Source organism: Natrinema sp. LJW11 (genome assembly GCF_056135975.1).
In genome coordinates this window covers 201,540-223,633 of record NZ_JBWBDM010000004.1, presented here as the reverse complement: position 1 = coordinate 223,633, position 22,094 = coordinate 201,540, and the positions used below count along the sequence as shown (strand labels likewise).

The 22,094-nt window shown below is 65.2% G+C and carries 19 protein-coding genes; 6 read left to right on the top strand and 13 right to left on the bottom strand.

Annotated elements, in window-relative coordinates; translation table 11 throughout:
* Positions 1 to 5 precede the first annotated feature (5 nt).
* The gene (locus tag AC0QDI_RS12910; protein WP_474668739.1) at positions 6 to 2,462 is read right to left on the bottom strand and encodes a DEAD/DEAH box helicase; all 2,457 of its coding nucleotides are present in this window, start codon (positions 2,460 to 2,462) and stop codon (positions 6 to 8) included.
* Between the two features lie 131 nt (positions 2,463 to 2,593).
* On the opposite strand from AC0QDI_RS12910, the gene AC0QDI_RS12905 reads away from it, so the two are divergent.
* Positions 2,594 to 3,094 (top strand): TspO/MBR family protein, encoded by a 501-nt coding sequence (locus tag AC0QDI_RS12905; RefSeq protein WP_474668737.1) that lies wholly within the window; start codon positions 2,594 to 2,596, stop codon positions 3,092 to 3,094.
* A 39-nt stretch (positions 3,095 to 3,133) separates the two neighbouring features.
* Here AC0QDI_RS12905 and AC0QDI_RS12900 read toward each other — a convergent pair whose 3' ends face one another.
* The 5 genes from AC0QDI_RS12900 to AC0QDI_RS12880 form a co-directional block, all read right to left on the bottom strand.
* Positions 3,134 to 4,318 carry an MFS transporter gene (locus AC0QDI_RS12900; protein ID WP_474668735.1) on the bottom strand — a complete coding sequence of 395 codons (1,185 nt, stop codon included), beginning with the start codon at positions 4,316 to 4,318 and terminating at the stop codon, positions 3,134 to 3,136.
* Between the two features lie 148 nt (positions 4,319 to 4,466).
* Positions 4,467 to 5,051: a dolichol kinase gene (locus AC0QDI_RS12895; RefSeq protein ID WP_474668733.1), complete on the bottom strand. Its 585-nt coding sequence runs from the start codon at positions 5,049 to 5,051 to the stop codon at positions 4,467 to 4,469.
* 189 nt (positions 5,052 to 5,240) lie between these two features.
* Positions 5,241 to 5,870 (bottom strand): DUF7978 family protein, encoded by a 630-nt coding sequence (locus AC0QDI_RS12890; protein ID WP_474668731.1) that lies wholly within the window; start codon positions 5,868 to 5,870, stop codon positions 5,241 to 5,243.
* 162 nt (positions 5,871 to 6,032) lie between these two features.
* Positions 6,033 to 7,919: a glycine--tRNA ligase gene (glyS, locus tag AC0QDI_RS12885; protein WP_474668729.1), complete on the bottom strand. Its 1,887-nt coding sequence runs from the start codon at positions 7,917 to 7,919 to the stop codon at positions 6,033 to 6,035.
* A complete protein-coding gene (locus tag AC0QDI_RS12880) occupies positions 7,912 to 8,766 on the bottom strand; it encodes a CBS domain-containing protein (RefSeq protein ID WP_474668727.1) in 855 nt (284 codons plus the stop codon). Before AC0QDI_RS12880 ends, glyS begins: the two co-directional genes overlap by 8 nt.
* 133 nt (positions 8,767 to 8,899) lie before the next feature.
* Between AC0QDI_RS12880 and AC0QDI_RS12875 the strand changes: the two genes are divergently transcribed.
* Positions 8,900 to 9,061 (top strand): DUF7556 family protein, encoded by a 162-nt coding sequence (locus tag AC0QDI_RS12875; protein WP_176548145.1) that lies wholly within the window; start codon positions 8,900 to 8,902, stop codon positions 9,059 to 9,061.
* Positions 9,062 to 9,080: 19 nt separating this feature from the next.
* On the opposite strand, the gene merB is transcribed toward AC0QDI_RS12875, so the two are convergent.
* Positions 9,081 to 9,731 (bottom strand): organomercurial lyase, encoded by a 651-nt coding sequence (gene merB, locus AC0QDI_RS12870; protein WP_474668725.1) that lies wholly within the window; start codon positions 9,729 to 9,731, stop codon positions 9,081 to 9,083.
* Positions 9,732 to 9,807: 76 nt separating this feature from the next.
* On the opposite strand from merB, the gene AC0QDI_RS12865 reads away from it, so the two are divergent.
* Both AC0QDI_RS12865 and AC0QDI_RS12860 read left to right on the top strand, forming a co-directional pair.
* Positions 9,808 to 10,164: a winged helix-turn-helix transcriptional regulator gene (locus AC0QDI_RS12865; RefSeq protein WP_474668723.1), complete on the top strand. Its 357-nt coding sequence runs from the start codon at positions 9,808 to 9,810 to the stop codon at positions 10,162 to 10,164.
* A gap of 227 nt (positions 10,165 to 10,391) precedes the next feature.
* The gene (locus tag AC0QDI_RS12860) at positions 10,392 to 10,898 is read left to right on the top strand and encodes a hypothetical protein (protein ID WP_474668722.1); all 507 of its coding nucleotides are present in this window, start codon (positions 10,392 to 10,394) and stop codon (positions 10,896 to 10,898) included.
* A gap of 108 nt (positions 10,899 to 11,006) precedes the next feature.
* On the opposite strand, the gene AC0QDI_RS12855 is transcribed toward AC0QDI_RS12860, so the two are convergent.
* From AC0QDI_RS12855 to AC0QDI_RS12830, 6 genes are all read right to left on the bottom strand, one after another.
* Positions 11,007 to 11,162, bottom strand: a complete 156-nt coding sequence (locus tag AC0QDI_RS12855) for a hypothetical protein (protein WP_474668720.1) — start codon at positions 11,160 to 11,162, stop codon at positions 11,007 to 11,009.
* Positions 11,163 to 11,337: 175 nt separating this feature from the next.
* Positions 11,338 to 12,672: an ABC transporter ATP-binding protein gene (locus AC0QDI_RS12850; protein ID WP_474669235.1), complete on the bottom strand. Its 1,335-nt coding sequence runs from the start codon at positions 12,670 to 12,672 to the stop codon at positions 11,338 to 11,340.
* 10 nt (positions 12,673 to 12,682) lie between these two features.
* Complete coding sequence (locus AC0QDI_RS12845; RefSeq protein ID WP_474668718.1) at positions 12,683 to 13,834, bottom strand: ABC transporter ATP-binding protein; 1,152 nt, start codon at positions 13,832 to 13,834, stop codon at positions 12,683 to 12,685.
* A 2-nt stretch (positions 13,835 to 13,836) separates the two neighbouring features.
* Positions 13,837 to 14,871 carry an ABC transporter permease gene (locus AC0QDI_RS12840; RefSeq protein WP_474668716.1) on the bottom strand — a complete coding sequence of 345 codons (1,035 nt, stop codon included), beginning with the start codon at positions 14,869 to 14,871 and terminating at the stop codon, positions 13,837 to 13,839.
* Positions 14,872 to 14,874: 3 nt separating this feature from the next.
* Positions 14,875 to 15,876 (bottom strand): ABC transporter permease, encoded by a 1,002-nt coding sequence (locus AC0QDI_RS12835; protein ID WP_474668715.1) that lies wholly within the window; start codon positions 15,874 to 15,876, stop codon positions 14,875 to 14,877.
* A 110-nt stretch (positions 15,877 to 15,986) separates the two neighbouring features.
* Complete coding sequence (locus AC0QDI_RS12830) at positions 15,987 to 17,570, bottom strand: ABC transporter substrate-binding protein (protein ID WP_474668713.1); 1,584 nt, start codon at positions 17,568 to 17,570, stop codon at positions 15,987 to 15,989.
* A 296-nt stretch (positions 17,571 to 17,866) separates the two neighbouring features.
* On the opposite strand from AC0QDI_RS12830, the gene AC0QDI_RS12825 reads away from it, so the two are divergent.
* Positions 17,867 to 18,286, top strand: a complete 420-nt coding sequence (locus AC0QDI_RS12825) for a PPC domain-containing DNA-binding protein (RefSeq protein ID WP_474668711.1) — start codon at positions 17,867 to 17,869, stop codon at positions 18,284 to 18,286.
* 1 nt (position 18,287) lies between these two features.
* On the top strand, positions 18,288 to 21,944 hold the full coding sequence (locus tag AC0QDI_RS12820; RefSeq protein ID WP_474668709.1) for a DNA polymerase II large subunit: 3,657 nt from the start codon (positions 18,288 to 18,290) through the stop codon (positions 21,942 to 21,944).
* Positions 21,945 to 22,094 lie beyond the last annotated feature (150 nt).

The window sequence follows — 22,094 nt, the reverse complement described above, 5'->3', positions numbered from 1 at the left end:
CGGAGTTAGCCGGTGTAGTCGCTGCCGATGACCTCCCGAATCCGCTCGGCGGTCACCCGCCCGACGCCGTCGGCCGCCTGTAACTCGTCTTCTGTCGCGATCATCACGCCTTCGACCGTCCCGAACTCCTCGAGCAACGAGCGCGCGGTGACGGGACCGATCTCGGCGATCGAGGCGACGACGTACTCCTGTTGCTCGCTCAGGGTCTTGCTCCCCTTCTCGCCGTGGACCGACACCTCCCGGTCGGCGGTCGACTGCTCCCGGCCGGCGATCACCGCGAGCAGTTCGGTCGTGTCGTCCTCGCTTTCGGTCCGCAACACGCTCGCACCGAAGTCGACGGCGAGACTCGAGAGCGCCCCCCGAATCGCGTTCGGGTGGACGTCCCGCTGTTCGTACAGCCCCTCGCCCTCGACGACGACGATCGGCCGCGAGTAGTGGCGAGCCATCGCGCCGACCTGTTCGAAAACCGATCGATCACCCCCGACGAGCGAGTCGACGAAATCAGCGACGGACTTGCGTTCGACGACGACCCGATCCGACAGGACGTAGTCTCCCACGTCGAGCGTCTCGAGGCTGATCTCGTACTCCTCGCGTCGCGAGAGGTCGCGGGCGATGTTCGCGTCCATCTCGCGCTGGTCTGCGACGACCGCGACCGTCTCGCCCTCGGCGTGGGGTTCGTGTGTTTCGACCGTCTCGTCGGCATCGGACTCGTCTCCAGTGCCGCCATCACTACTCGGTTCCGAGTTCTCGGGCCCGAACTCCTGCAATCCGGGCTGGCTCGCAACCCCCTCGCTTCCGCTGGAAGACCCGCCGACTGCGTCGGGGTCAGCGACGCTGTCGTCCACTTTCGCTTCGCTCTCCCCGGCCACCTCGAAATCGGCCAGCGACTGCTGGGAGTCGTCGAGTTCGGCCGCGAGGTCGTCGGCCATCCCCTTCAGCTCGCGCAGCTCCGACTCCATCTCCTTCTCGCGGCGCCGCGAGATCCAGAAGTAGGCCTCGTCGCGGGTGTCCTCGGCCATGAGGACGACGACGCGACCCTCGGACTGGCGACCGGTCCGCCCCTTCCGCTGAATCGACCGGATCGCGGTCGGGACGGGTTCGTAGAAGAGGACGAGGTCGACCTCCGGGACGTCCAGCCCCTCCTCGGCGACCGAGGTGGAGACGAGCACCTCGAACTCGCCAGCCCGGAACTCGTCTAACACCTCCTGTTGTTGCGTCTGGGTCATCCCGTCGGAGCCCTCTCGGTCACCCTGCCCGACGAACCGCTTCGCGTCGAAACTCTGGCACAGGAACTCGGTGAGCGCCTCGGCCGTGTCGCGGGACTCGGTGAAGACGATCACCCGCTCGCCGCCCTCGAGGCCCAGCGTCTCGGCGAGCAGCATCCGAGTCTTGCTGTACTTGGGGTGGATCTCGTCGAAGCTCTCGGCCTTCCGCATGGCCTCGCGCACACGCGGGTCCGAGACCATTCGCTGGCTCGCCTTCGACGCGCCCGACGAGCGGGCCTGATTGCGCTGCCGTTCGAAATACCGACAGAGGGCCTCGACGCTCTGGGTCTCCACGAGGGTGACGGCCTGCCGGAGTTTCATCACCTCGGCGTGGATCGACATCCCCTCGAACCCCTCCGACTGGTCGTTGTTGATCAGCTCCTGGAGTTCGGCCCGCATCCGATTCAGGTCCTTCTGGGACTGATCGGGTTGGGTCGAACTCGCGACGCCCAGTTCCTTGAGCTTCTCGAGGCGTTCCTTGATCACCTCGTTTAACGCGTCCCGGATCTCGAGGACTTCCTCGGGGAGGTCGATGCGCTCCCACTCGACGTCAGTGTCGTGGGTGAACTCCTCGACGTCGGCGTCCTCCTCCGTCATCACCTCGACTTCGTCCAGCCCGAGGTTCTCACAGACCTCGAGGATAGCCTCCTCGTCGCCGCCGGGCGAGGCGCTCATCCCGGTGACGAGCGGCCGCTTCGCGTCGGCGTGGTAGCGCTCGGCGATGTAGTTGTAGGCGTAGTCGCCGGTCGCGCGGTGGCACTCGTCGAAGGTGATGTGGGTCACGTCCGCGAGCGAAATCCGACTCCCGACGAGGTCGTTCTCGATCACCTGGGGAGTCGCCATCACGACCGTCGCCGACTCCCACAGCTCGGCGCGGTCGTCCGGACTCACGTCGCCGGTGAAGACGACGATCTCGTCGTCGGGTATCTGGAGCGCTTCCCGGTAAAAATCCGCGTGCTGTTGGACGAGGGGTTTCGTCGGCGCGAGCATCAGCGACGTTCCGCCGACCTCCTCGAGTCGCCGCGCCGTCACGAGCAGGCTGACCGTCGTCTTCCCGAGTCCCGTCGGGAGACAGACGAGCGTGTGGTGGTTCGCGGCCGTGCCCGCGAGTTTCAGCTGATAGAGTCGGCGCTCGAGGAACTCGGGCTCGAGCAGCGGGTGCTCGATAGACGCGATCTCCTCGTCCGTCGTTGCCATTACCGGCCGTTCATCGCCGCCGCGAATAAGGGTTCCCGTACCGCGGTGAAAGTGGTCTCACGACCGCGACGGCGGCGTCGCCGGGTTCCGGCAGGTCGGCGATATAAACCCGCTGCTGACGTAGAGCGCGTATGGCAACCCGATCGATATCCCAGCGCCTCCCGGACGGAAAGGCGATTCTGACCGCCGTCGCCTTCGTCCTGCTGGTCAATCTCGTCGGCGGGCTTCCGGGCGTATTTTCCTCGCCCGACACGCCGTGGTTTCGCGCGCTCGAGAAGCCGTGGTTCTACCCGCCGGGAATCGCGTTTCCGGTCGTCTGGACGCTCCTCTTTACCCTGCTGGGCGTCGCGCTGTGGCTCGTCTGGCGAAGCGACGCCGACGGCCGCCGCTTCGCGCTCGGGTTGTTCGTCGGTCAGATGCTGTTTAACGTCGCCTGGACGCCCGCTTTTTTCACGCTCGAGGCACCGCTGGTCGCGCTGGGGATCATCGTCGTGCTCTGGGTGCTCGTCGCCGGGACGATTCTCGCGTTTCGGCGGGTCGACCGCCGCGCCGCGGCGTTGCTGGTGCCGTATCTCGCGTGGGTAACGTTCGCGGCCGCGCTCAATTTCGAACTCTGGCGGTTGAACGCGTGAGGGCGTGAAAACGATGTGCCTCGAGGCCGACGCGAGCGATCACCCCTCCGACAGTTCGGGCAGCCACCAGGTCAACACTACCGCGACGGCGACGAACCCGGCGAGCATGAGGTAGGCCTCGTCGAAGAATCCCCGGTCGGCGAGCGCCCCGAACAGGACCGGACTGATCGCGCCGACGGTCATGTAGACGGTCCGCAGGAAGCCCAACCCGGTCCCCTGCATATCTGCCGGGAACGCCGAGGTCATGTACGGCAGGGTGATCGTGCCGTAGCCCAGGATGCTCGAGAGGAAGACCGTGCCGACGACGATCGGCCAGAACCCCTCGAGGACGGGCAGCGCGACCAGCGAGACCACGACGACGCCCAGTACGGGCGGGAGCGATTTCCGGATCCCGAACCGGTCGTAGAGCTGGCCCGTCAGCGGCTGGACGAGGATCCCCATCGCGAAGAACGCGCTGAAGAGCCCGGTGGCGACACCTTGGGAAAATCCCTTAATCTGGATCAGATAGGTCGGATAGAAGCCCGTGAACGCCTGCCAGACGCAGTAGGTCAGGATCTGGATCGCGGTCACGGTGACGATCTCGGGTCGGCGAAGCTCCGAGAGAACGTACCGGACCGTCTCGAGGGAGACGCTGTCGACGGCGCTGGTCGCGCCCGAGGTTCGTGCGGGAACGACGAACCGGAGACCGATCGCCACGAGTGCGAAGGCGGGGACGGCGAGTCCGAAGCCGTACTGCCAGGCGAACGCCGAGGCGATCCCGCCGGCCGCGAGCGGCAAGAGCGTGTTTCCGACCTGTCCCGCCGCCATCGTCACGCCGATCGCGGTGCCGTCGTTGTCCGGGTAGACGTCCGAGAGCGCCGTGAAACGGGCGACGCCGTACAGCGCCGTTCCGAAGCCGAACGCCCCGGTTGCGAGGTAGACGACCGGCGCGGAGCCGGCGACGGCGACGAGCCCGAGCGTCACCGCCGAGATCAGGGTACTCGCGACGAGTACGTTTCCCTCGCCGAAGCGGTCGGCGAGCAGACCGCCCGGGAGTTGCCCCAGCGCGTAACAGAGCCAGAGCGCGGTCAACAGGAGCCCGGCCGTGGTCAGGTCGAGCCCGTACGATTCTCGGAGATAGGGTAACAGGACGGGGTAGGCCAGTCGGACGCCGATCGAGAGGAACCAGCCGGCGGCGACGGCGACCAGAATCTCGCCGCGGCCGTCCGTCAGGAAGGACCGCAAGGTCGACGGTCGATTCCTCGTTTCCGGGGGAGACACGTGTCGGCTCGTCCATTCGTCGGCGACGGTCTTGAGCGGCCCAGAACGAAACGGTCTTGCCGATATCGGAACCGGTCGCTGCCGCCATCGTCGCCGTCGACGGTTCGCGCGGTCACAACGGCGCGAACTCGAGCACCAGCCACGCCAGACAGGCGGCGTAGATCGGAATCGTCAGGTTGTCGTCGATGATGTAGGTGCGGATCTCGAGCGTGACGCCGTCGGCCAGCGTCGCGCCCAGGGCGGCGACCAGCGCCACGCCGATCGGGAGGAACGGGATCGCGATCACCGTCGAGACGAGGAACATCGTGATGAGCACCTTCGGCGGCTTGACCCGCTGGAGGCTGTTGTCCGAGACGGCCCCGCTGATCGGATCGCCGAGCGAGAGCATCAACATCGCGGGGAGGGCGATATCCGGCTCGAAGACCACCACGACGATAGCCATGCTGATCATGTACAGGGCGTAGCCGGCGGGGTTGTCCTGTTCGTACTCGCGAGTCAGCACGTCGTAGAGTCGCCAGTCGAGTCCGACCCGAAGCCGCAGGAACTCGAGGACGAGCGCGCCGGTCGCGATGGCGATCATGAGAACCTTAAATCGGGGCCACGTGAGCCCGGCCTCGAGATAGTCGGCGAGCAGATAGAGGGCGACCAACCCGGAGCCACTGGCGTGGACGAGTCGCCGCTTCAGTTCGTCGGCCATCACTTCGTGCCTCGGGGGAGGTGACCTTCAGTCCGTCGGTTAGTTCTCCCTACTACTATATATTATATAAATGACGGCGGCAACTCCCGCGTCACCACCGACTCCCGCCGCTGTCTCCCGCCGTCGGAACGCGCTCTCGACGGCGGGGAATCCACCGTCGGGATCGGTGCGATGGCTGTCGGGTTCGTTTTACCGTTTCCCGCGTACGTAGCCGCCGAGCCCGCCGAACCCGACGGTAAACAGCGCACCGAAAAACAGGAGCCCGACTCCGAGTTCCGGTCCCGCGACGATGTTCTGGTCGTCGACGGAGAACAGGAACGTACCGAGCACGAACAGCGGGAGATAGCCGACGGCGACGCTAGCGCCGGCGGCGGCGCTGCTCTCGGGCGACGCCAGCGCCGACGCTCGACTGGCGATCACGTAGCCGGTACAACACAGGATCCCGGCGGCGATCGCGTTGAACACGAGCGGGTTGAACTCGGGGCCGCTGACACCGGGGAACTCGTTGAACAGCTCGAAGTAGCCGGTAACGACCGTCTCGGAGACGAAATCCCCGCCCGAACTGATCTCGATGGGCGTATCGACCCGATGCGAGTTGTAGAACGGGAAGCCGACGAACTCCGGAACCGGGAACATCTCCTCGAGGTCGACGTTCCCGTCGACCGTATCATAAATCCGGCAAATAAAATATCCGGTCGTAATTATGAACACTGACACGAACGAGATGACACCGTAAATTAACCCACCAATGGGTCGGAACCCCTCTTTTATCGGCTGACTGGTCCCCTTCGATGTCGTGTTTGCATCTTGCAATGACACATGACAGCCAAGTGATGTATAGGGAATAAAGCTTGTGGGCGGATCCGCCCGGAAGTGGCCGTCAGACCTCGCTTGGCGGCTCGAGCCATCGAATCGCGCGGGAGCTCTCGAACGCGGTCTCCCACCTCGAGCCGGTCGTCCGATCGACACCAGCGCGCCCGCTTACAACTCGTCGAACGCGAGGTCGCCGGCACGCAGCGCCGACAGCGCCTCGGCCAGATCGTCGACGGGTAGCCGTTTCTGGTCGGTCGTGTCCCGCTCTCGAACCGTTACGGTCGTCTCTTCGTCCTCGACGGTCTCGTAGTCGACGGTCACGCAGAACGGCGTGCCGACCTCGTCCTGCCGCCGGTAGCGCCGGCCGATGTTCCCCGAGTCGTCGTAGGTGACCGAGAGACCGACTTCGCGCAGGTCGTCGACGATTTCGCCCGCCTGCGCCTCGAGCGCGTCGTCGTTTTGCAGCGGGAAGACGCCGACGAACGTGGGCGCGACCTCCGGCTCAAGTTCGAGGAAGGTGCGCTCCTCGTCGGCGACCTCGTCCTCGCGATAGGCGTGGTGGAGGACGGTGTAAACCGTCCGGTCGACGCCGAAGGAGGGCTCGACGACGTGGGGCGTGACGTGCTCGCCCGCCTCCGTCTGTTCCTCGACCGCGAAGCCAGTCTTGTCGACCGGGATTTCGCGGGTTTCGCCCTCGAGATCGATCTCGACGCTCTCCCCGTCTCGCGGCTCCCCGTCGTCGCCGTCGTCTCGCGGCTCTGCCGCTCGACTGTCCGCGGAACTTCGTTCCGCGCTACTCGACTCTTCCGCGGCGCGTTGCGCCGCGCTCTCGAACGCCGATCGATCGCGAGCCGCCAAGTCCTCGAGTTTCTGGACCACGGCCTGCGCGTCGCCGCCGAACTCCGGTCCGAGATAGCTCATGTCGGGATCGACCGTCGCTCGTTCGACGGTCTTCGGTTCGTCGTACTGTCGGAAGACCGTGAATCGGTCGCCGGAGTGTTCGGCGTGTTTCGAGAGGTCGTAGTTGCCCCGGTGGGCGAAGCCGGCCATCTCGATCCAGTTTCCGTCTATTTCGCTCTCGGCGTCCCAGCAGTCGCTGGCGTAGTGGGCCCGTTCGCCCGCGAGGTGCTGACGGAACCGGAACCGGTCCATGTCGACGCCGACCGATTCGTACCACGGCTTCGCGACGCCGAGGAAGTACGCCACCCACCGGTCGGTGATGATACCTTGCTCGACGGCGTCGCCGATCGTCGTCTCGAACGCCTCCCCGCCGTCTTCGTTCTGCTCGCTGGCCGGGTAGAGCGTGACCTCGATGTCTCCGACGCTCGAGAGGTCCGGCTCGTCGGCCTCGGGATCGACGAAGTACTCGAGCTCGGCCTGCGTGAACTCCCGCGTGCGGATGATCGAGCGCCGAGGGCTGATCTCGTTGCGGTAGGCGCGGCCGATCTGGGTCACGCCGAAGGGGAGCTGGTTGCGCGCGTACTCCTTGAGCCGGGGGAACTCGACGAAGATGCCCTGTGCGGTCTCGGGTCGCAGGTAGCCGGGATCGGAGTCGCCGGGGCCGATGTTCGTCGCGAACATGAGGTTGAACGAGTCGACGGCTTGCCCCGCCAGCCCCGCGCCGCAGTTCGGGCAGACGAGTTCGTACTCGGCGATGACGTCCTCGACTTCGGGAATGGGGAGGCTCTCGGCGTCCTCGTACTCGGTACTGTCCTCGACGACGTGATCCGCGCGGTGACTTTCGCCACAGTCGGGACACTCGACGAGCATGTCGTCGAACCCCTCGAGGTGGCCCGACGCCTCGAAGACGGGTTCGGGCATGATCGTCGGCGCGTCGATCTCCATGTTACCCTCGGCGAGCGCGAAGCGGTCGCGCCAGGCGTCCTCGACGTTGCCCTTCAGGGCCGCGCCCTGCGGACCGAACGTGTAGAAGCCGCCGACGCCGCCGTACGCGCCGGAGGACTGGAAGAAGTAGCCCCGCCGTTTGGCCAGTTCGACCAGTTTCTCGCTCGTCGGCTCGTCGGCGCTTTCGTCCGCGCCGTCGCGGTCACTCATACAGCGCCTCCAGGAGATCGACGTCGCAGACGACGCCGGCGAGATCCTCGCCCGAGACCAGCGGAATCTGTTCGATATCGTTGCTGATCATCCGCTGTGCGGCCTCCTGAATCGTCGTCTGGCTCGAGACCGTCACGACGTCGTCGCTCATGAACCCTCGGACCGGCCCCGTCGGAATCTCGATGTCCCGCGTGGGGAGATAGCGGCTGCCGACGGCCTTGATTCCCTCCCAGGACCAGTCGTCGTCCTGATCGCCGAAGTTGTCGCCCGTCTCCTCCTCGCCCTCGACGATCCGGGCGACGTCGATGATGTCGACTTCCGTGAGGACGCCGTTCATCCGGCCCTCGTCGTCCAGCGCGATCGTGTAGGGGACGTTCGCGTAGGAGAGTTCCCGCTCGGCGACGGGGAGGGGTGCGCCCTCGTAGGTCGTGTTCACGTTCTCGCTGGCGTGGGACTCGACGGTGCCGTCGGTCGCCTGATCGCCCGTCGCGATCGCGTGAATGACGTCCGTCACGGTCACGATCCCCTCGAATTCCCCATCGACGACCGGGACGCGACGCGCGCCCGCCTCGACCATCGTTCGCGCGACGTCCGCGAGGCTCGTCCCGGCGGTCGTCGTCGGCACGTCCTCGTCCATCAGGATGACCAGCTGGTCCTCGTCCGGCCGTTCGATCAGCGTTTCCCGCGAGATCAGCCCCCGGTACCCGGGCCCGTCGTCGGTCTCCTCGACGACCGGCACGGACGAGAACGATCGTTCTTGCAGATACTCGAGCACGTCGGTTCGGGTGCCCGGCAGGTCGACGGTCACCACGTCCTCGCGGGGCGTCATCGCGTCGGCTACGTTCATATCTCCCCGATACGGCGAAAATGAGTATAAACCCAGTGTTTCGATCGCCGGCCGTCGTTCAGTTTCAGATTAGTATCGTGAGCGGACAGTCGGATTCGATGAGTTTATATATCGGTGGTTGTCACTCACTAACATGGCGACGAACCCCCACGCCATGACGTCCGACGATACCATCGTCGGTTCGATCGATTCGACGGCCGCGAGCGACGAGTACGTTATCGCGGATATTTCCGCGGACGGCGCCTGGCTTTCGATGCAGGCGGACGACGCACCGACGCTGCCGGCCTGGCGATAACTGGGGGTGGGAAATGGAATCATTCCGTCGCGAGTCCGGTCGCAACCCCTGTCGCGGCCGACAACGGCACGCCAACGGTCGCTGCTGCCGTCCGCGCCGCCCACTGTTCGTACGCGTTCCGCGTCGGAAAGGCTCTGACCGACGGACAGATCGCAGCGTACACATCCTCGAGCGTCGGGTCTCCGTCGGATACCGACTCGTCAGTCACGATGCCGAACGAGACGACCGCCGTCGACGGCGTCGCGATCACGTCGCCGTCACCCGTCGCTCGAGCCTCGATGATCGTCCCGTTCGGGCTCTCGGTGTGGAGCTCAACCGGTTCCGACACTAACTCGGCGAGCGCGACCGCGTCGTAGAAACACTGGAAGTGAGAGCGCTCGTCGTCGAGTTCGCCCCAGTGAGCCGTCTCCCCGTCGGCGTGACAGAGGTCGTCGACGCCGATCGAGCCGCCGCCGGTTCGCTCTCGGAGCACGCTAACCCAGTCCTCGAGCGTCGCAATCGACGCGTCGCCGAAGAACTGCTCCATCGCCGCCCGGACGTCGTCGGGGAGGGGTGTCTCCATCACGGCCGTCTCGCCGAGCCACCGATCGACTGACGGCTCGTTCTCGCGCTCCGTCTCTACCGATTGGCTGTCAACTGTTCCGCAGCACGCGCAGGCTTCGTCCGTCATACACCGTTACTTCGACCCACGAAGTACTTATGCTGTTGAGTCCGAAGTATCGGAGTAACTGCGGTGAACCAAAGCTATGGCAGAGACTACCGACGACCGATCCGAGCCGTTCGATTCGCCCTGTGACATCGACTGTTACTGCCGACTCGATGGACTGATGGAACTACTCAGCCGACGGTACGCGATGCAACTGATCTGCGTCGTCGGCGCGCTCGGACCGGCCCGCTACGGCGAGATCGAGGACGCCTTCGCGGACGTGAGCAGTTCGACGCTCTCGAGTCGACTCGACGAACTCGTCGAGGCCGGCTACCTCTCTCGGGAGCAGTACGCCGAGATCCCACCGCGCGTCGAGTACGCGCTCACCGACGACGGCGACGAACTCTGTCGCCGACTCCGACCGCTGCTCGAGTGGGCCGCCGACAGGGAGATCTAGGGACGTCTCGAATCGTCTGATAGGGTCTGCTGTCCGTCAGTCTCGGCGCGACCGCAGGCCGGTTGCGGTCGCGTCGGTCCATCGGTACAGCAAACCGTCCGATTCACGGCGGGACAGCGGGCGTTCGACCCAGCGCCTGCCGGTCATCTCCGCGATTCGATACAGATCTCATTGGCGAACAGTTGCGCACCGATAACTGTTTCACCGCCCGTGATATACGATAGCATATGTCACTCGAGCAGGTGTTCGCGCAGCTTCCGGCTCCGAGTTCGCATACGTTCCCCGACTACTCGCTCTCGCGCGGCGAGCCGGTCATGCCGATCGCGATTACCCGGGAGGAACTCTCGCGAACGCTCGCGCTGTACGAAACCTTCCAGGGCGTCGATCCGACCGGCTGGGACTCGAACTCGGTTCTCGAGGCGGCGACGACGTACATGCAACGGACGTTCGGACTGCCGCAGTATCGGCCGGACGAGCAGTTGCAAGACGATATCGCGGCGATGCTCAACGACTTTTCGGACGATCTCGGCGGTCGATCGATCGGCGTCGTCGACGCGACGCCGGACCACCATCGGACGCTGTACTTCTTCCTCGTCAGTTGCCGCGGCTATTACGCCGCCCCCCACCTTCGGTTCGACCCCGACGATGCGGCGGTCGAGACGCTCTACGAACTCTACCAGCGGGTGACCGACCAGGAGTTGTACTTCAAGCAGTCCTCGTCGGCGTTCGACTGAGTCGGATAATCGCTCGCAGCGTCGGTCTCGGAGAAAACTCCCGATCGTTTCGGTGCCGGATCCGCGCACCGGTAGCCGTACTGAGTGGTCACTATCGGGTTACCGGGACTACCCCGTCAGGAACCCGCCCGGAGAGACCTGCGTCTCGGGACGGCCGTTCTCGCTCGTCTGGACGCCCGAGAACGAGGGCGAGTGTTCGATCGTTCGCTGTACCTTCGCGCCGGCTTTCGTGTGCGTTGCCAGAATGGCGAGTATCTTACTCATACACGAGTTAATAGTCCCGACAACCCTTTAAGGATTATTGCGATGATCGACCGTGTTGGATGATCGCCGCTCGATCTATTAGTGAACGACTCTCACAGATGCGTCGCGTCTCGACACTCGTCCCCGAACGGCCGATAGACCCGTTCGGAGGGACGACTCGAGCGCGTCTCGGCCGTCACCGATGCAGGTGACAGGCCGCCAGGTGCTCCCCGTCGCCGTACTCGGCCTCGAACTCGTACGCCGGCCGCTCGCGCGCACAGATGCTCCGTTCGGCGACGGACTCGAGCAACAGGTCCGTCGCCGCCGCCCATCGATCGGATTGGTCGTCACCATCGTCACCCGCTTCGCCTCCCGCACTCCGTTTACCATCGGTGGCGACGAGTTCGATTGCGTCACTGACGATCGCTCCCGCTTCGCCACGCGGGGGAGTCCCGCCGAAGAACTCGGCCTCGATCCGGTCGGCCGGCATCGGTTCGAACGTCCGCCGTTTGACCGCCCGCATGAACGCCCGCGTCTGCGCCCACTTTTCGTCGGTCCAGTCGTATGCGTCGGGGGCGATTAGCCGCGGACACCGCGTTCGAAATCGGCAGCCGGAAGGCGGATTGGCCGGGCTCGGCACCTCGCCCTCGAGCACGCCGCGCGCGCCGTTTTCCCGCGGGTCGGGGACGGGGATCGACTCGAGCAACGCGCGGGTGTAGGGATGTTGGGGATTCTCGAACAGTTCCTCTTTCTCCGCCAACTCGACGACGTGACCGAGGTACATCACCGCCACGCGGTCGCTGATGTGGCGAATTACCGAGAGGTCGTGGGCGATGAAGAGGTAGGTGAGGCCGAACTCCTCCTGAAGCTTTTCCATCGTGTTCAGCACCTGCGCCTGGATCGAAACGTCCAGCGCCGAGACGGGTTCGTCGCAGACGACGAAATCGGGGTCGACCGACAGCGCTCGCGCGAGGTTGATGCGCTGGCGCTGCCCGCCCGAGAACGCGTGGGGGAAGCGGTTGTAGTGGCGCGGATCGAGCCCCACCTTCTCGAGGAGTTCCTTCGCCCGCGCCTCGCGGCCCTCGTCGTCGAGCATCCCGTGGGCCCGCATCGGTTCCTCGATGATCTGGCCGACCTTCATCCGGGGATCGAGCGAGGACTGGGGATCCTGGAAGATCATCTGCATGTCCGAACGCGTCCGCCGGAGTTCCTCGCCGCCGAGGTCGGCCAGGTTTTCCCCTTTGAAGTAGATGTTTCCATCCGTGGGCTCGAGCAGGCGCAGGATCGTCCGCCCGAGCGTGCTCTTGCCGCAGCCGGACTCGCCGACGAGTCCGAGCGTCTCGCCGGGCTGGATCTCGAGGGAGACGTCGTCGACCGCCTCGACGGTCTCCCGGTCGACGCTGATCGGCGGAAACTGACTCGGATCGAACTGCACGCCCGCGAACAGCCCCGACTCCTGTGCGAAGTACTTCGAGACGCCCTCGAGTTCGAGCAGCGTTTCGTCGCCGTCGTAGCCGCTCTCCTCGTCCATCCGAATACCGCTACTCACGACCATCACCTCCGCTCTCGTCGCTGACCGGGTTCGGTGCGATCGATTCCGGCTCGTCGACATCTTCGGCCGCCGCCCCCTCGAGCGGCGGGCTCTCGTCGTAGCCGACGTCGAAGACGTCGTGTTTCACGCAGGCCGCCCGATGCGGTTCGCCGTCGGCGTCGGCGACTCTCCTCGCGTCGGGATGAACCCGCTTGCAGACCGCCCGCGCGTCGGGACAGCGGGGGTGGAACCGACAGCCGGAGGGCGGGTCGATCGCTTCGGGCATCACCCCCTCGATCGCCTCGAGTTCCGTGACGGTTCGATCGGGCCGGGGGATCGAGTTCAGCAGCGCGTTCGTATACGGGTGTTTCGTGTCGTAGAACAGCTCGTCCACCGGCGCTTGCTCGACGATCTCGCCGAGGTACATGACGTTCACCCGGTCGCAGATCTCGGCGACGACGCCGAGGTCGTGGGTGACCCAGAGGAAGCTCGTCCCGTACTTCGCCTGGAGCTCGTCGACGAGGTCGATGATCTGTCCCTCGACGGTGACGTCCAGGGCGGTCGTCGGTTCGTCGGCGATGATGAGGCTGGGTTCGCAGGCCAGCGCCATCGCGATCAGCACGCGCTGGCGCATCCCGCCGGAGAACTGGTGGGGATACTCCCCGTAGCGCTGCTCGGGATCGGGGATGCCGACCTCCCGGAGCATGTCGATCGCCTCGGCTTTCGCCTCGCCTTCGGAGAGCCCGCGGTTGAGTTCGATGAACTCCCGCAGTTGGCCGCCGACGGTGAAGACGGGGTTGAGCGACTCCATCGGATCCTGGAAGATCACCGCGATCTCGTTGCCCCGGATCCGGGTCCGGATCTCCTCGTTCGAGAGCACGTCGTCGCGCTCTCGACGCTCGCCGTCGGGCCCCTCTTCGAAGCCGACGATCGTTTCGCCCCTATAGGTAATTTCGCCGGCGACGATCTCGCCGGGGCTCTCGACGAGCCGGAGCAGGCTCATCGAGGCGACCGATTTGCCGGCGCCGCTCTCGCCGACGAGGCCGACGATTTCGCCCTCGCGGACCTCGAAGGAGATGCCGTCGACGGCGCGTACTGTACCAGTTTCCGTGAAGAACTGCGTCTCGAGGTTCTCGACGCGAAGGAGTGGTTCCGAGTTCATTGTTAGTCGTCGATTCTGGGGTCGAGGGCGTCTTGCAAGCCGTCGCCGAACAGGTTGAAGCCCATGATGGTGATCATGATCGCGATTCCCGGCCAGATCGAGAGCCAGACGTTCGAGTGCATGTAGCCGTGTGCGATGTTGAGCATCTGGCCCCAGTCGGGGGTCGGCGGCTGTGCGCCGTACCCCAGAAAGGAGAGGCCGGCGACGATGAGGATCGTCACGCCGATCTGGAGCGTCGCGTACACTAACACCGGCGCGAAGCTGTTCGGTACGACGTGTCGCATGATGATGTTGCGATCCTTGACGCCGGCCGCCCGCGCGGCTTCGATGTAATCCATTTCGCGGATGCTCAGCACCCGGCTCCGGATGATTCGGGCGAAGACGGGAATGAACGCGATTCCGACGCCGAGGACGGCGTACCAGATGTTCGCACCGCCGACGAAGACGGTGAAGACGATGATGAGGATCAGCGGCGGAATCGAGTAGACCGTCTCCACCAGCCGCATCAGCCCGTCGTCGATCCGGCCGCCGTAGTAGCCGGCGACGGCACCGATGAGCGTCCCACCGGTCAGCCCGATGAACGTCGAGACGAGCCCGACGAACACCGACACTTGCGTCCCGTAGACGATCCTGGTGAAGTAATCCCGGCCGGTGTGGTCGGTCCCGAGCGGGTGCTCGATGGTACCGCCCGCCGGAAGCGGGTTCCACGACTGCTCGGCCAGCGGGAAGTAGGGCGGCATGTGCTGTGTCCCCTCGCCCGGCGGCGGGATGTGCGTGGGGTGGTCGAAGATGGGAAGCAACTGTGCGAACGTGTAATCCGACGCGACTCCGAAAGTGAGTCGCGAGAGGTTGCTGTCCACCGCGGCGTACACCGCGACGAACAGCACGACCGTTACGATGTACAGTCCCCAGCGGGCCGTCGTGTCTCGTTTGATCCGCGCCACGGTGTAGCGCCAGCCGACGCGGGCCTCGACCGACTCCTCGTCCTCGGACGCCGGTTCCCGTCCGCTCTCGTACTGTGATTCACTGACTGCCATGAATTACTCCCTCTCTCCGTAGGTGACTCGCGGGTCGACGTACGCGTACGAGATGTCGGTGATGATGACGCCGATCACGAACAGGAAACCGAGCATCATCGTAATTCCCATCACGAGCTGGTAGTCGTTGGTCGAAATCGCGTTGATGAACAGTCGTCCCATGCCGTTGATATTGAACACCGTCTCGATGAGGACCGCGCCGCCGAGTGCCGTCGAAAGGTTGAGTCCGACGATCGTGATGATCGGCAGCTGGGCCACCTGGAAAGCGTGCTTTCGCAGGATCGTCCGCTCGGGCACGCCGTACGCGCGAGCCAGTTTGACGTACTCGCCCTGCAGCGACTCGATCATCTGCGTGCGCTCGACGCGCATGATCGTCGCCATCTGCAACGTTCCCAACGCGACCATCGGCAACAGCAGGTGTCTCGCCGACTCGTAGTACAGCTCGAGGTGACCGTCGATGCCCGGATAGGCGCTGGGCGGTCGCCAGGGGTAGTAGAGCCCGCTCGAGGGGAGCCACCCCAGCTGGACCGCGAAGATCAGGATCAGGACGATCCCGATCCAGAACGACGGGGTGCTGACGCCGACGAGCGCGGCGATCCGCGAGGCGTGATCGGCGGATTCGTTGCGTCGGTCGGCGGCCACGATGCCGAGCGGAATCGCCGTCACCAGCGCGAACGCGTACGCCGAGAGGACCAACAGGAGCGTCGGACCGAGCCGCTCCATCATCAGCGCGGCGACCGGTCGCTGGTAGTGGATGCTCTGGCCGAGATCGCCCTGCAGAAGGCCGGCCATGTACGTCACGTACCGTTCGTGTAGCGGTCTGTCGAGCCCGTATCGCCGTTCGATCGTTCTGACCAGTTCCTCGCTGTGTTCCTGCCCCTGCAGCATGAGGCTGACCGGATCGCCCGGACCGAGGTTCGCGAGCAGGAACGTGATGACGGAGATCCCGATCAGGACGGGGATCGCCTGCAAGAGCCTGTGTATGGTGTACTTGAGTAGCTTCATTGGTCCGCGAGTCAGTCCGTTCGCTCGTCGATCCATCCCGATTCGATGCCGCTGTCCCTGAACCGGCGGGAATTCGTTTCCCGCCGATCCAGCTATCGCCGTCCGCCGGCTCACTCCATCGACACGTTCGTGTAGTCCGCGACGAGGGTCGGGTTTCTCGTCACCTCCGGGTGGGCCTGGAGGTCCTGAACGTAGTCGCGAGAGGCCATCGTGTTGTCCTGCGTGAACGCGGGCAGCGCGGGGAGCTGCTCGACGATCTCCCGGATGACGGGCTCGTAGAGGTCGTAGCGCTCCTCCTGACCGGCCGAGTTTCGCCCCTCGGCGATCGCGTCGTGGAAGCCGTCGCTTCCCCCGTAATAGTGGCCCTGATTCGTCCCCGCCTGACTCTCGTGGAAGAGCGGGTAGAGGTAGTAATCGGGGTCCGGACCGCCGGTCCAGCCCAGCAGGTACATCTGGTAGTCGTCGGCGTTCCCGCTGGTGTACGTGTCGACGAGCGTCGCGAAGTCGAGCACCTGCACGTCGGCCCCGTAGCCGATCTCGTCCAGCCGAGTGGCGATCCGTTCGGCGAGTTGGGCTCGGATCCCCTCCGGCGTGATGATCGTCGGCGCGAAGTCGTCGGGCGCGTGCTCGTCGAGCAGCGACTGGGCCTGATCGGGATCGTACGACGGTAACAGCTCCTGATACTCGTCTTCGGGGAACTCCCAGACTTCGTTGACGACCGGCGGAATCGGACTGTACATCGGCGACGTCACGTTCGCGCCGTTGGACTCGATGAAGTCCTGCATCGAAAACGAGTGGGCGATGCCCCGTCGCACTTCGGGGGTGGTCGTCGGCCCCTCGTTACAGTTAAAGGCCATGTACATGAACGTCGGACTCTCCGCCGAGTGCAGATTCACGCCGTCCTCGTTCTCGAGGACGTCCCAGTCGTCGTTGGGGATGCCCGCGATGACGTCCGTGTTCGACGCCCGAATGTCGGAGACGCGACCCGCCGGGTCCTCGTGCGCCTCGAAGCGGATCTGCTCGAGGTTCGGCTCGAGGTCGTCCCAGTAGTCGTCCCACCGTTCGATCTCGACGTACTCGTTCTCCTGTAGTTCCGCGAAGGTGAACGGTCCGGAGCCGACCGGATCGCTGTTGAACGCATCGCGGTCGTCGGTCCGGACGCTCTCGGGCACCACCGTCACGCCCATCGTCGCGAGTTCGAACGGTCCGTACGGATCGTCCCCGAGGTCGACCTGCAGCTGGTAGTCGTCGATGACCTCGGTGCTCTCGATCATGTCGTACTCCGAGGCGTTCTCCGTCTCCTCCTCGACCGGCGCGGTAAAGGAGTGGGCGACGTCCGACGCCGTCACGTCGTCGCCGTTGTGGAACTCGGCCGCCTCCTCGATCTCGAAGATGTACCGCGTCCCGTCGCGTTCGACGGTCGGTTCGCCCGTCGCGAGTTTCGGCTGCAACTCGAGTCCCTCGTCGTACTCGTAGAGCCCGTCGAAGACGAGCTGAATCACCTGAAAGCTGTAGGCGTCGTTCGAGACGACGGGATCGTACTGCTCTTCGCGCGATTGCTCTTGGGTGAAGTGGAAGCGTTCCCCATCACCGCTACCACCACCACCGATGCACCCTGCGATCGTTGCCGCGGAGACGGCGGCACCCGAAGCGAGGAGCCGCCGTCGCGTGAGGCCAGTCTGGTCTCGCACCATCTTGCTGAATGGTACCAACCCACCCATTTTAGTATCATCAGTCTAATGCGTCCAAATCGGTTGTTACCGCGAAGAACACGCACAATACCAGTTCTATAGACCACGTCACCTGTACATTATTGCTCCTCAGTGTCCATTACTGCCGATCCTTCCCAGACAACTAATTTATATTATTGCTCCTCCTGTCCGCTTCCACATCTCCCAATTAACTTACATCATTCCGCCCGGTGAACGACCGCAGGTGTAGCCGGGCGGGACCGGTGCGTTTTTTCTCTCGGCCGTCACAGTAGTTGCGTATGAACTATCGCGCCGTCGAGACCACGGACGAGTTCGTCGCCCGCCTCGAGACGGGTGCCGACTGGCGGGCCGAGATCGAGTCGCTCGCGGATGCGGTCGACGCCGACGCCGCCTGGTTTAGCGCGCTCGGCGCGGTCCAGGACGCGGAACTCTGGTTCTACGATCAGGACGAGTGCGAGTACTACCCGATCGAGTTCGACGAGCCGCTCGAGGTCGCCAGCTGCGTCGGGAACGTCTCTCGGTTGGATGGCGAACGGTTCGCCCACACCCACGCGGTCCTCTCGGACGACGAGGGAACCGCCTACGCCGGCCACCTGAACGAGGCGACCGTCTGGGCCGGCGAGGTTCACCTGCGCGTCTTCGAGGAGCCCCTCGAGCGCGAGTACGACGACACCACCGAACTCGACCTCTGGCTGTAAGATGCGCACGGAAGACGAACGGTACTTTCAGGGGCTCGAGGACCAGCTCGAGGACGCTCTCGACGTCGCCGAGCGGGCCAAGGAACGGGGCGGCGATCCGAAACCCGAGGTCGAGATTCCGGTCGCCAAGGACATGGCAGACCGCGTCGAGAACATTCTCGGCATCGACGGCGTCGCCGAGCGGGTCCGCGAACTCGAGGGGCAGATGAGCAGGGAGGAGGCCGCCCTCGAACTCGCCGAGGACTTCGCCGAGGGACGCGTGGGCGACTACGAGACGAACGCCGGCAAGATCGAGGGAGCGGTCCGCACCGCGGTCGCGCTCCTGACGGAAGGTGTCGTCGCCGCGCCCATCGAGGGGATCGACAGGGTCGAGATTCTCACGAACGACGACGGGACGGAGTTCGTCAACGTTTACTACGCCGGTCCGATTCGCTCCGCGGGCGGGACGGCGCAGGCCCTCTCGGTGCTCGTCGCCGACTACACGCGCGCACTCGTGGGCATCGAACAGTACGACGCCCGCCAGGAGGAGGTCGAACGCTACGCCGAGGAGCTCGGCCTCTACGACAAGGAGACGGGACTGCAGTACTCCCCGAAGGACTCGGAGGCCAAATTCATCGCGAAGAACCTCCCGATCATGCTCGACGGGGAGGCCACCGGCGACGAGGAGGTTTCGGGTTTTCGCGACCTCGAGCGAGTCGACACCAACAGCGCCCGCGGCGGGATGTGTCTCGTCATGGCCGAGGGGATCGCGCTGAAAGCGCCGAAGATCCAGCGCTACACCCGCAACCTCGACGAGGTCGACTGGCCGTGGCTGCAGGACCTCATCGACGGCAACTACTACGACGACGATGGCGCGGAGGCGGACGCCGCGGGCGACGAAGCCGTCGAATCCGGCGAGGGCGACGAGGACGGCGATGCGTCGGCCGAAACCGACGCGAACGAACCGGACGACGGCGGCGCTCCCGACGCCGACTCCGAGGGGCCCCCGCGCGTGGAAACCTCCGAGAAGTTCCTCCGGGACCTGATCGCCGGCCGCCCCGTCTTCTCCCACCCGTGTGCGAAGGGCGGTTTTCGCCTCCGATACGGCCGGGCGCGCAACCACGGCTTCGCGACCGCCGGCGTCCACCCCGCCGCGATGCACCTCGTCGACGACTTCCTCGCGACTGGGACCCAGATCAAGACCGAACGGCCCGGCAAGGCCGCCGGCGTCGTCCCCGTCGACTCGCTGGAGGGACCGACGGTCAAACTCGCCAACGGCGACGTCCGCCGGATCGACGACCCCGAGGACGCCCTCGAGATCAGAAACGGCGTCGAGGCGATCCTCGACCTCGGCGAGTACCTGGTCAACTACGGCGAGTTCGTCGAGAACAACCACCCGCTCGCCCCCGCCTCCTACACCTACGAGTGGTGGGTCCAGGATCTCGAAGCCGCCGGCGCGGACGTACAGGCGCTCGAGGACGACCCTCGAATCGACCTCGAGTTCCCCGACGCCGAGGACGCGCTGGAGTGGGCCGTCGAGTACGACGCGCCGCTCCATCCCGAGTACACCGTCCTCTGGCACGACATCTCGGTCGACGCCTTCCGTACGCTCGCCGACGCCGTCGCGGACGGACGGATCGAGGGCGATGTCGACGGTGACGCGACGCTCGTGCTCGAGTACGCGGAGCCCGTCCGGGAGGCCCTCGAGACGGTCGTCATCGAGCACCGCCAGCGGCCGGACGAGGACCGCCTCGAGATCGACGGCTGGCGACCGTTCGTCCGCACGCTGGGCTGCGAGCCGCGACGGGCGGTCGCCGACGGCTCCGCGCTCGAGGCCGAGGAACGAGAACGGCTGTCGACCGTCGAACTCGAGCGAACGTGGTCCGACGACGACCTCTCGGAGCGGGCGCGAACGTGGGGCCACGAGACCGAGGGCGACAACGCCATCGAGGCGGTCAACGAAGTCGCTCCCTTTCGGGTCCGCGAGCGGGCCCCGACCCGGATCGGCAACCGGATGGGTCGGCCGGAGAAATCCGAGAGTCGCGATCTGAGCCCGGCGGTCCACACCCTGTTCCCGATCGGCGAGGCGGGCGGCACGCAGCGCAACGTCGCCGACGCCGCCAAACACGCCGAGACGATGTCGGACACGCCCGGCGTCGTCGACGTCCAGATCGGTCGCCAGCGCTGTGAGTCCTGCGGGACGGAGACGTTCAAGAACCGCTGTCCCGACTGCAACGCCCGCACGACGCCGGACTACCGCTGTTACGACTGCGATATCCAGGTCGACCCCGACGAGGCCGGCCGCGTCGAGTGTCCCCGCTGCGAGCGCCAGGCGACCTGCGTGGACACCCGCGAGATCGACATTCACGAGGAGTATCGCGACGCCCTCGAGTCGGTCGGCGAGCGCGAGAACGCCTTCGAGATCCTCAAAGGCGTCAAGGGGCTCTCCTCGCAGACCAAGGTCCCCGAACCGATCGAGAAGGGGATCCTGCGCGCGAAACACGACGTCTCCACGTTCAAGGACGGCACCGTCCGCTACGACATGACCGACCTGCCGGTGACGTCCGTCCGCGCGAGCGAACTCGACGTCGACGTCGGCCAGCTGCAGGCGCTGGACTACGAGGCGGACATCCACGGTGAACCGCTCACCCACGAGGACCAGCTGGTCGAACTCCGCGTGCAGGACATCGTCCTCTCGAACGGCGCGGCCGAGCACATGCTCCAGACCGCGGACTTCATCGACGACCTGCTCGAGCAGTACTACGGCCTCGAGCCCTACTACGAGTTCGAGGACCGCCAGGATCTCGTGGGGGAACTCGTCTTCGGCATGGCACCCCACACCTCCGCGGCAACTGTCGGGAGGGTGATAGGGTTCACGAGCGCCGCCGTCGGATACGCCCATCCGTACTTTCATGCGGCTAAGCGTCGCAATTGTGACGGTGACGAAGATTGCGTTATGCTCCTTCTCGACGGACTTCTCAACTTTAGCAAATCGTTCTTGCCCGATCAGCGCGGCGGGAAGATGGACGCACCCCTCGTCATGTCCTCCCGCATCGATCCCTCCGAGATCGACGACGAGGCCCACAACATGGACGTCGTCAGGCAGTACCCTCGAGACTTCTACCTCGCCACCCGCGAGCAGGCCGACCCGGAGGACGTCGACGTCGAGATCGCCGAGGACACGCTCGGCACGGATACCGAGTACACCGGCTTCGACCACACCCACGACACCACCAACATCGCGATGGGGCCGGACCTCTCGGCGTACAAGACGCTGGGCTCGATGATGGACAAGATGGACGCCCAGCTCGAGCTCTCGCGCAAGCTCGCGGCCGTCGACGAGACCGACGTCGCCGAGCGGGTCATCGAGTATCACTTCCTGCCGGACCTCATCGGGAACCTCCGAGCGTTCTCCCGGCAGGAAACCCGCTGCCTCGACTGCGGCGAGAAGTTCCGCCGGATGCCCCTGACCGGCGACTGCCGGGAGTGCGGTGGCCGCGTCAACCTCACCGTCCACAAGGGGTCGGTGAACAAGTACATGCAGACGGCCATCCAGGTCGCCGACGAGTACGACTGTCGCCCCTACACGAAACAGCGACTCGAGGTGCTCGAGAAATCCCTCGAGAGCGTCTTCGAGAACGACAAGAACAAGCAGAGCGGGATCGAGGATTTCATGTAACGAAATTTTCCTCTGCGGGCCGCCTTCGGCGGCCCTCGGCAAAATTTCGATCAAAAGCACTCCTCCTTCCGTTCTCTCACTCCCGTTGGTCGTTCGTTCACGTCAGTCGTCGGCCCGCTCGCTCACCCGGTCTCACAGCCTCCGGCCGTT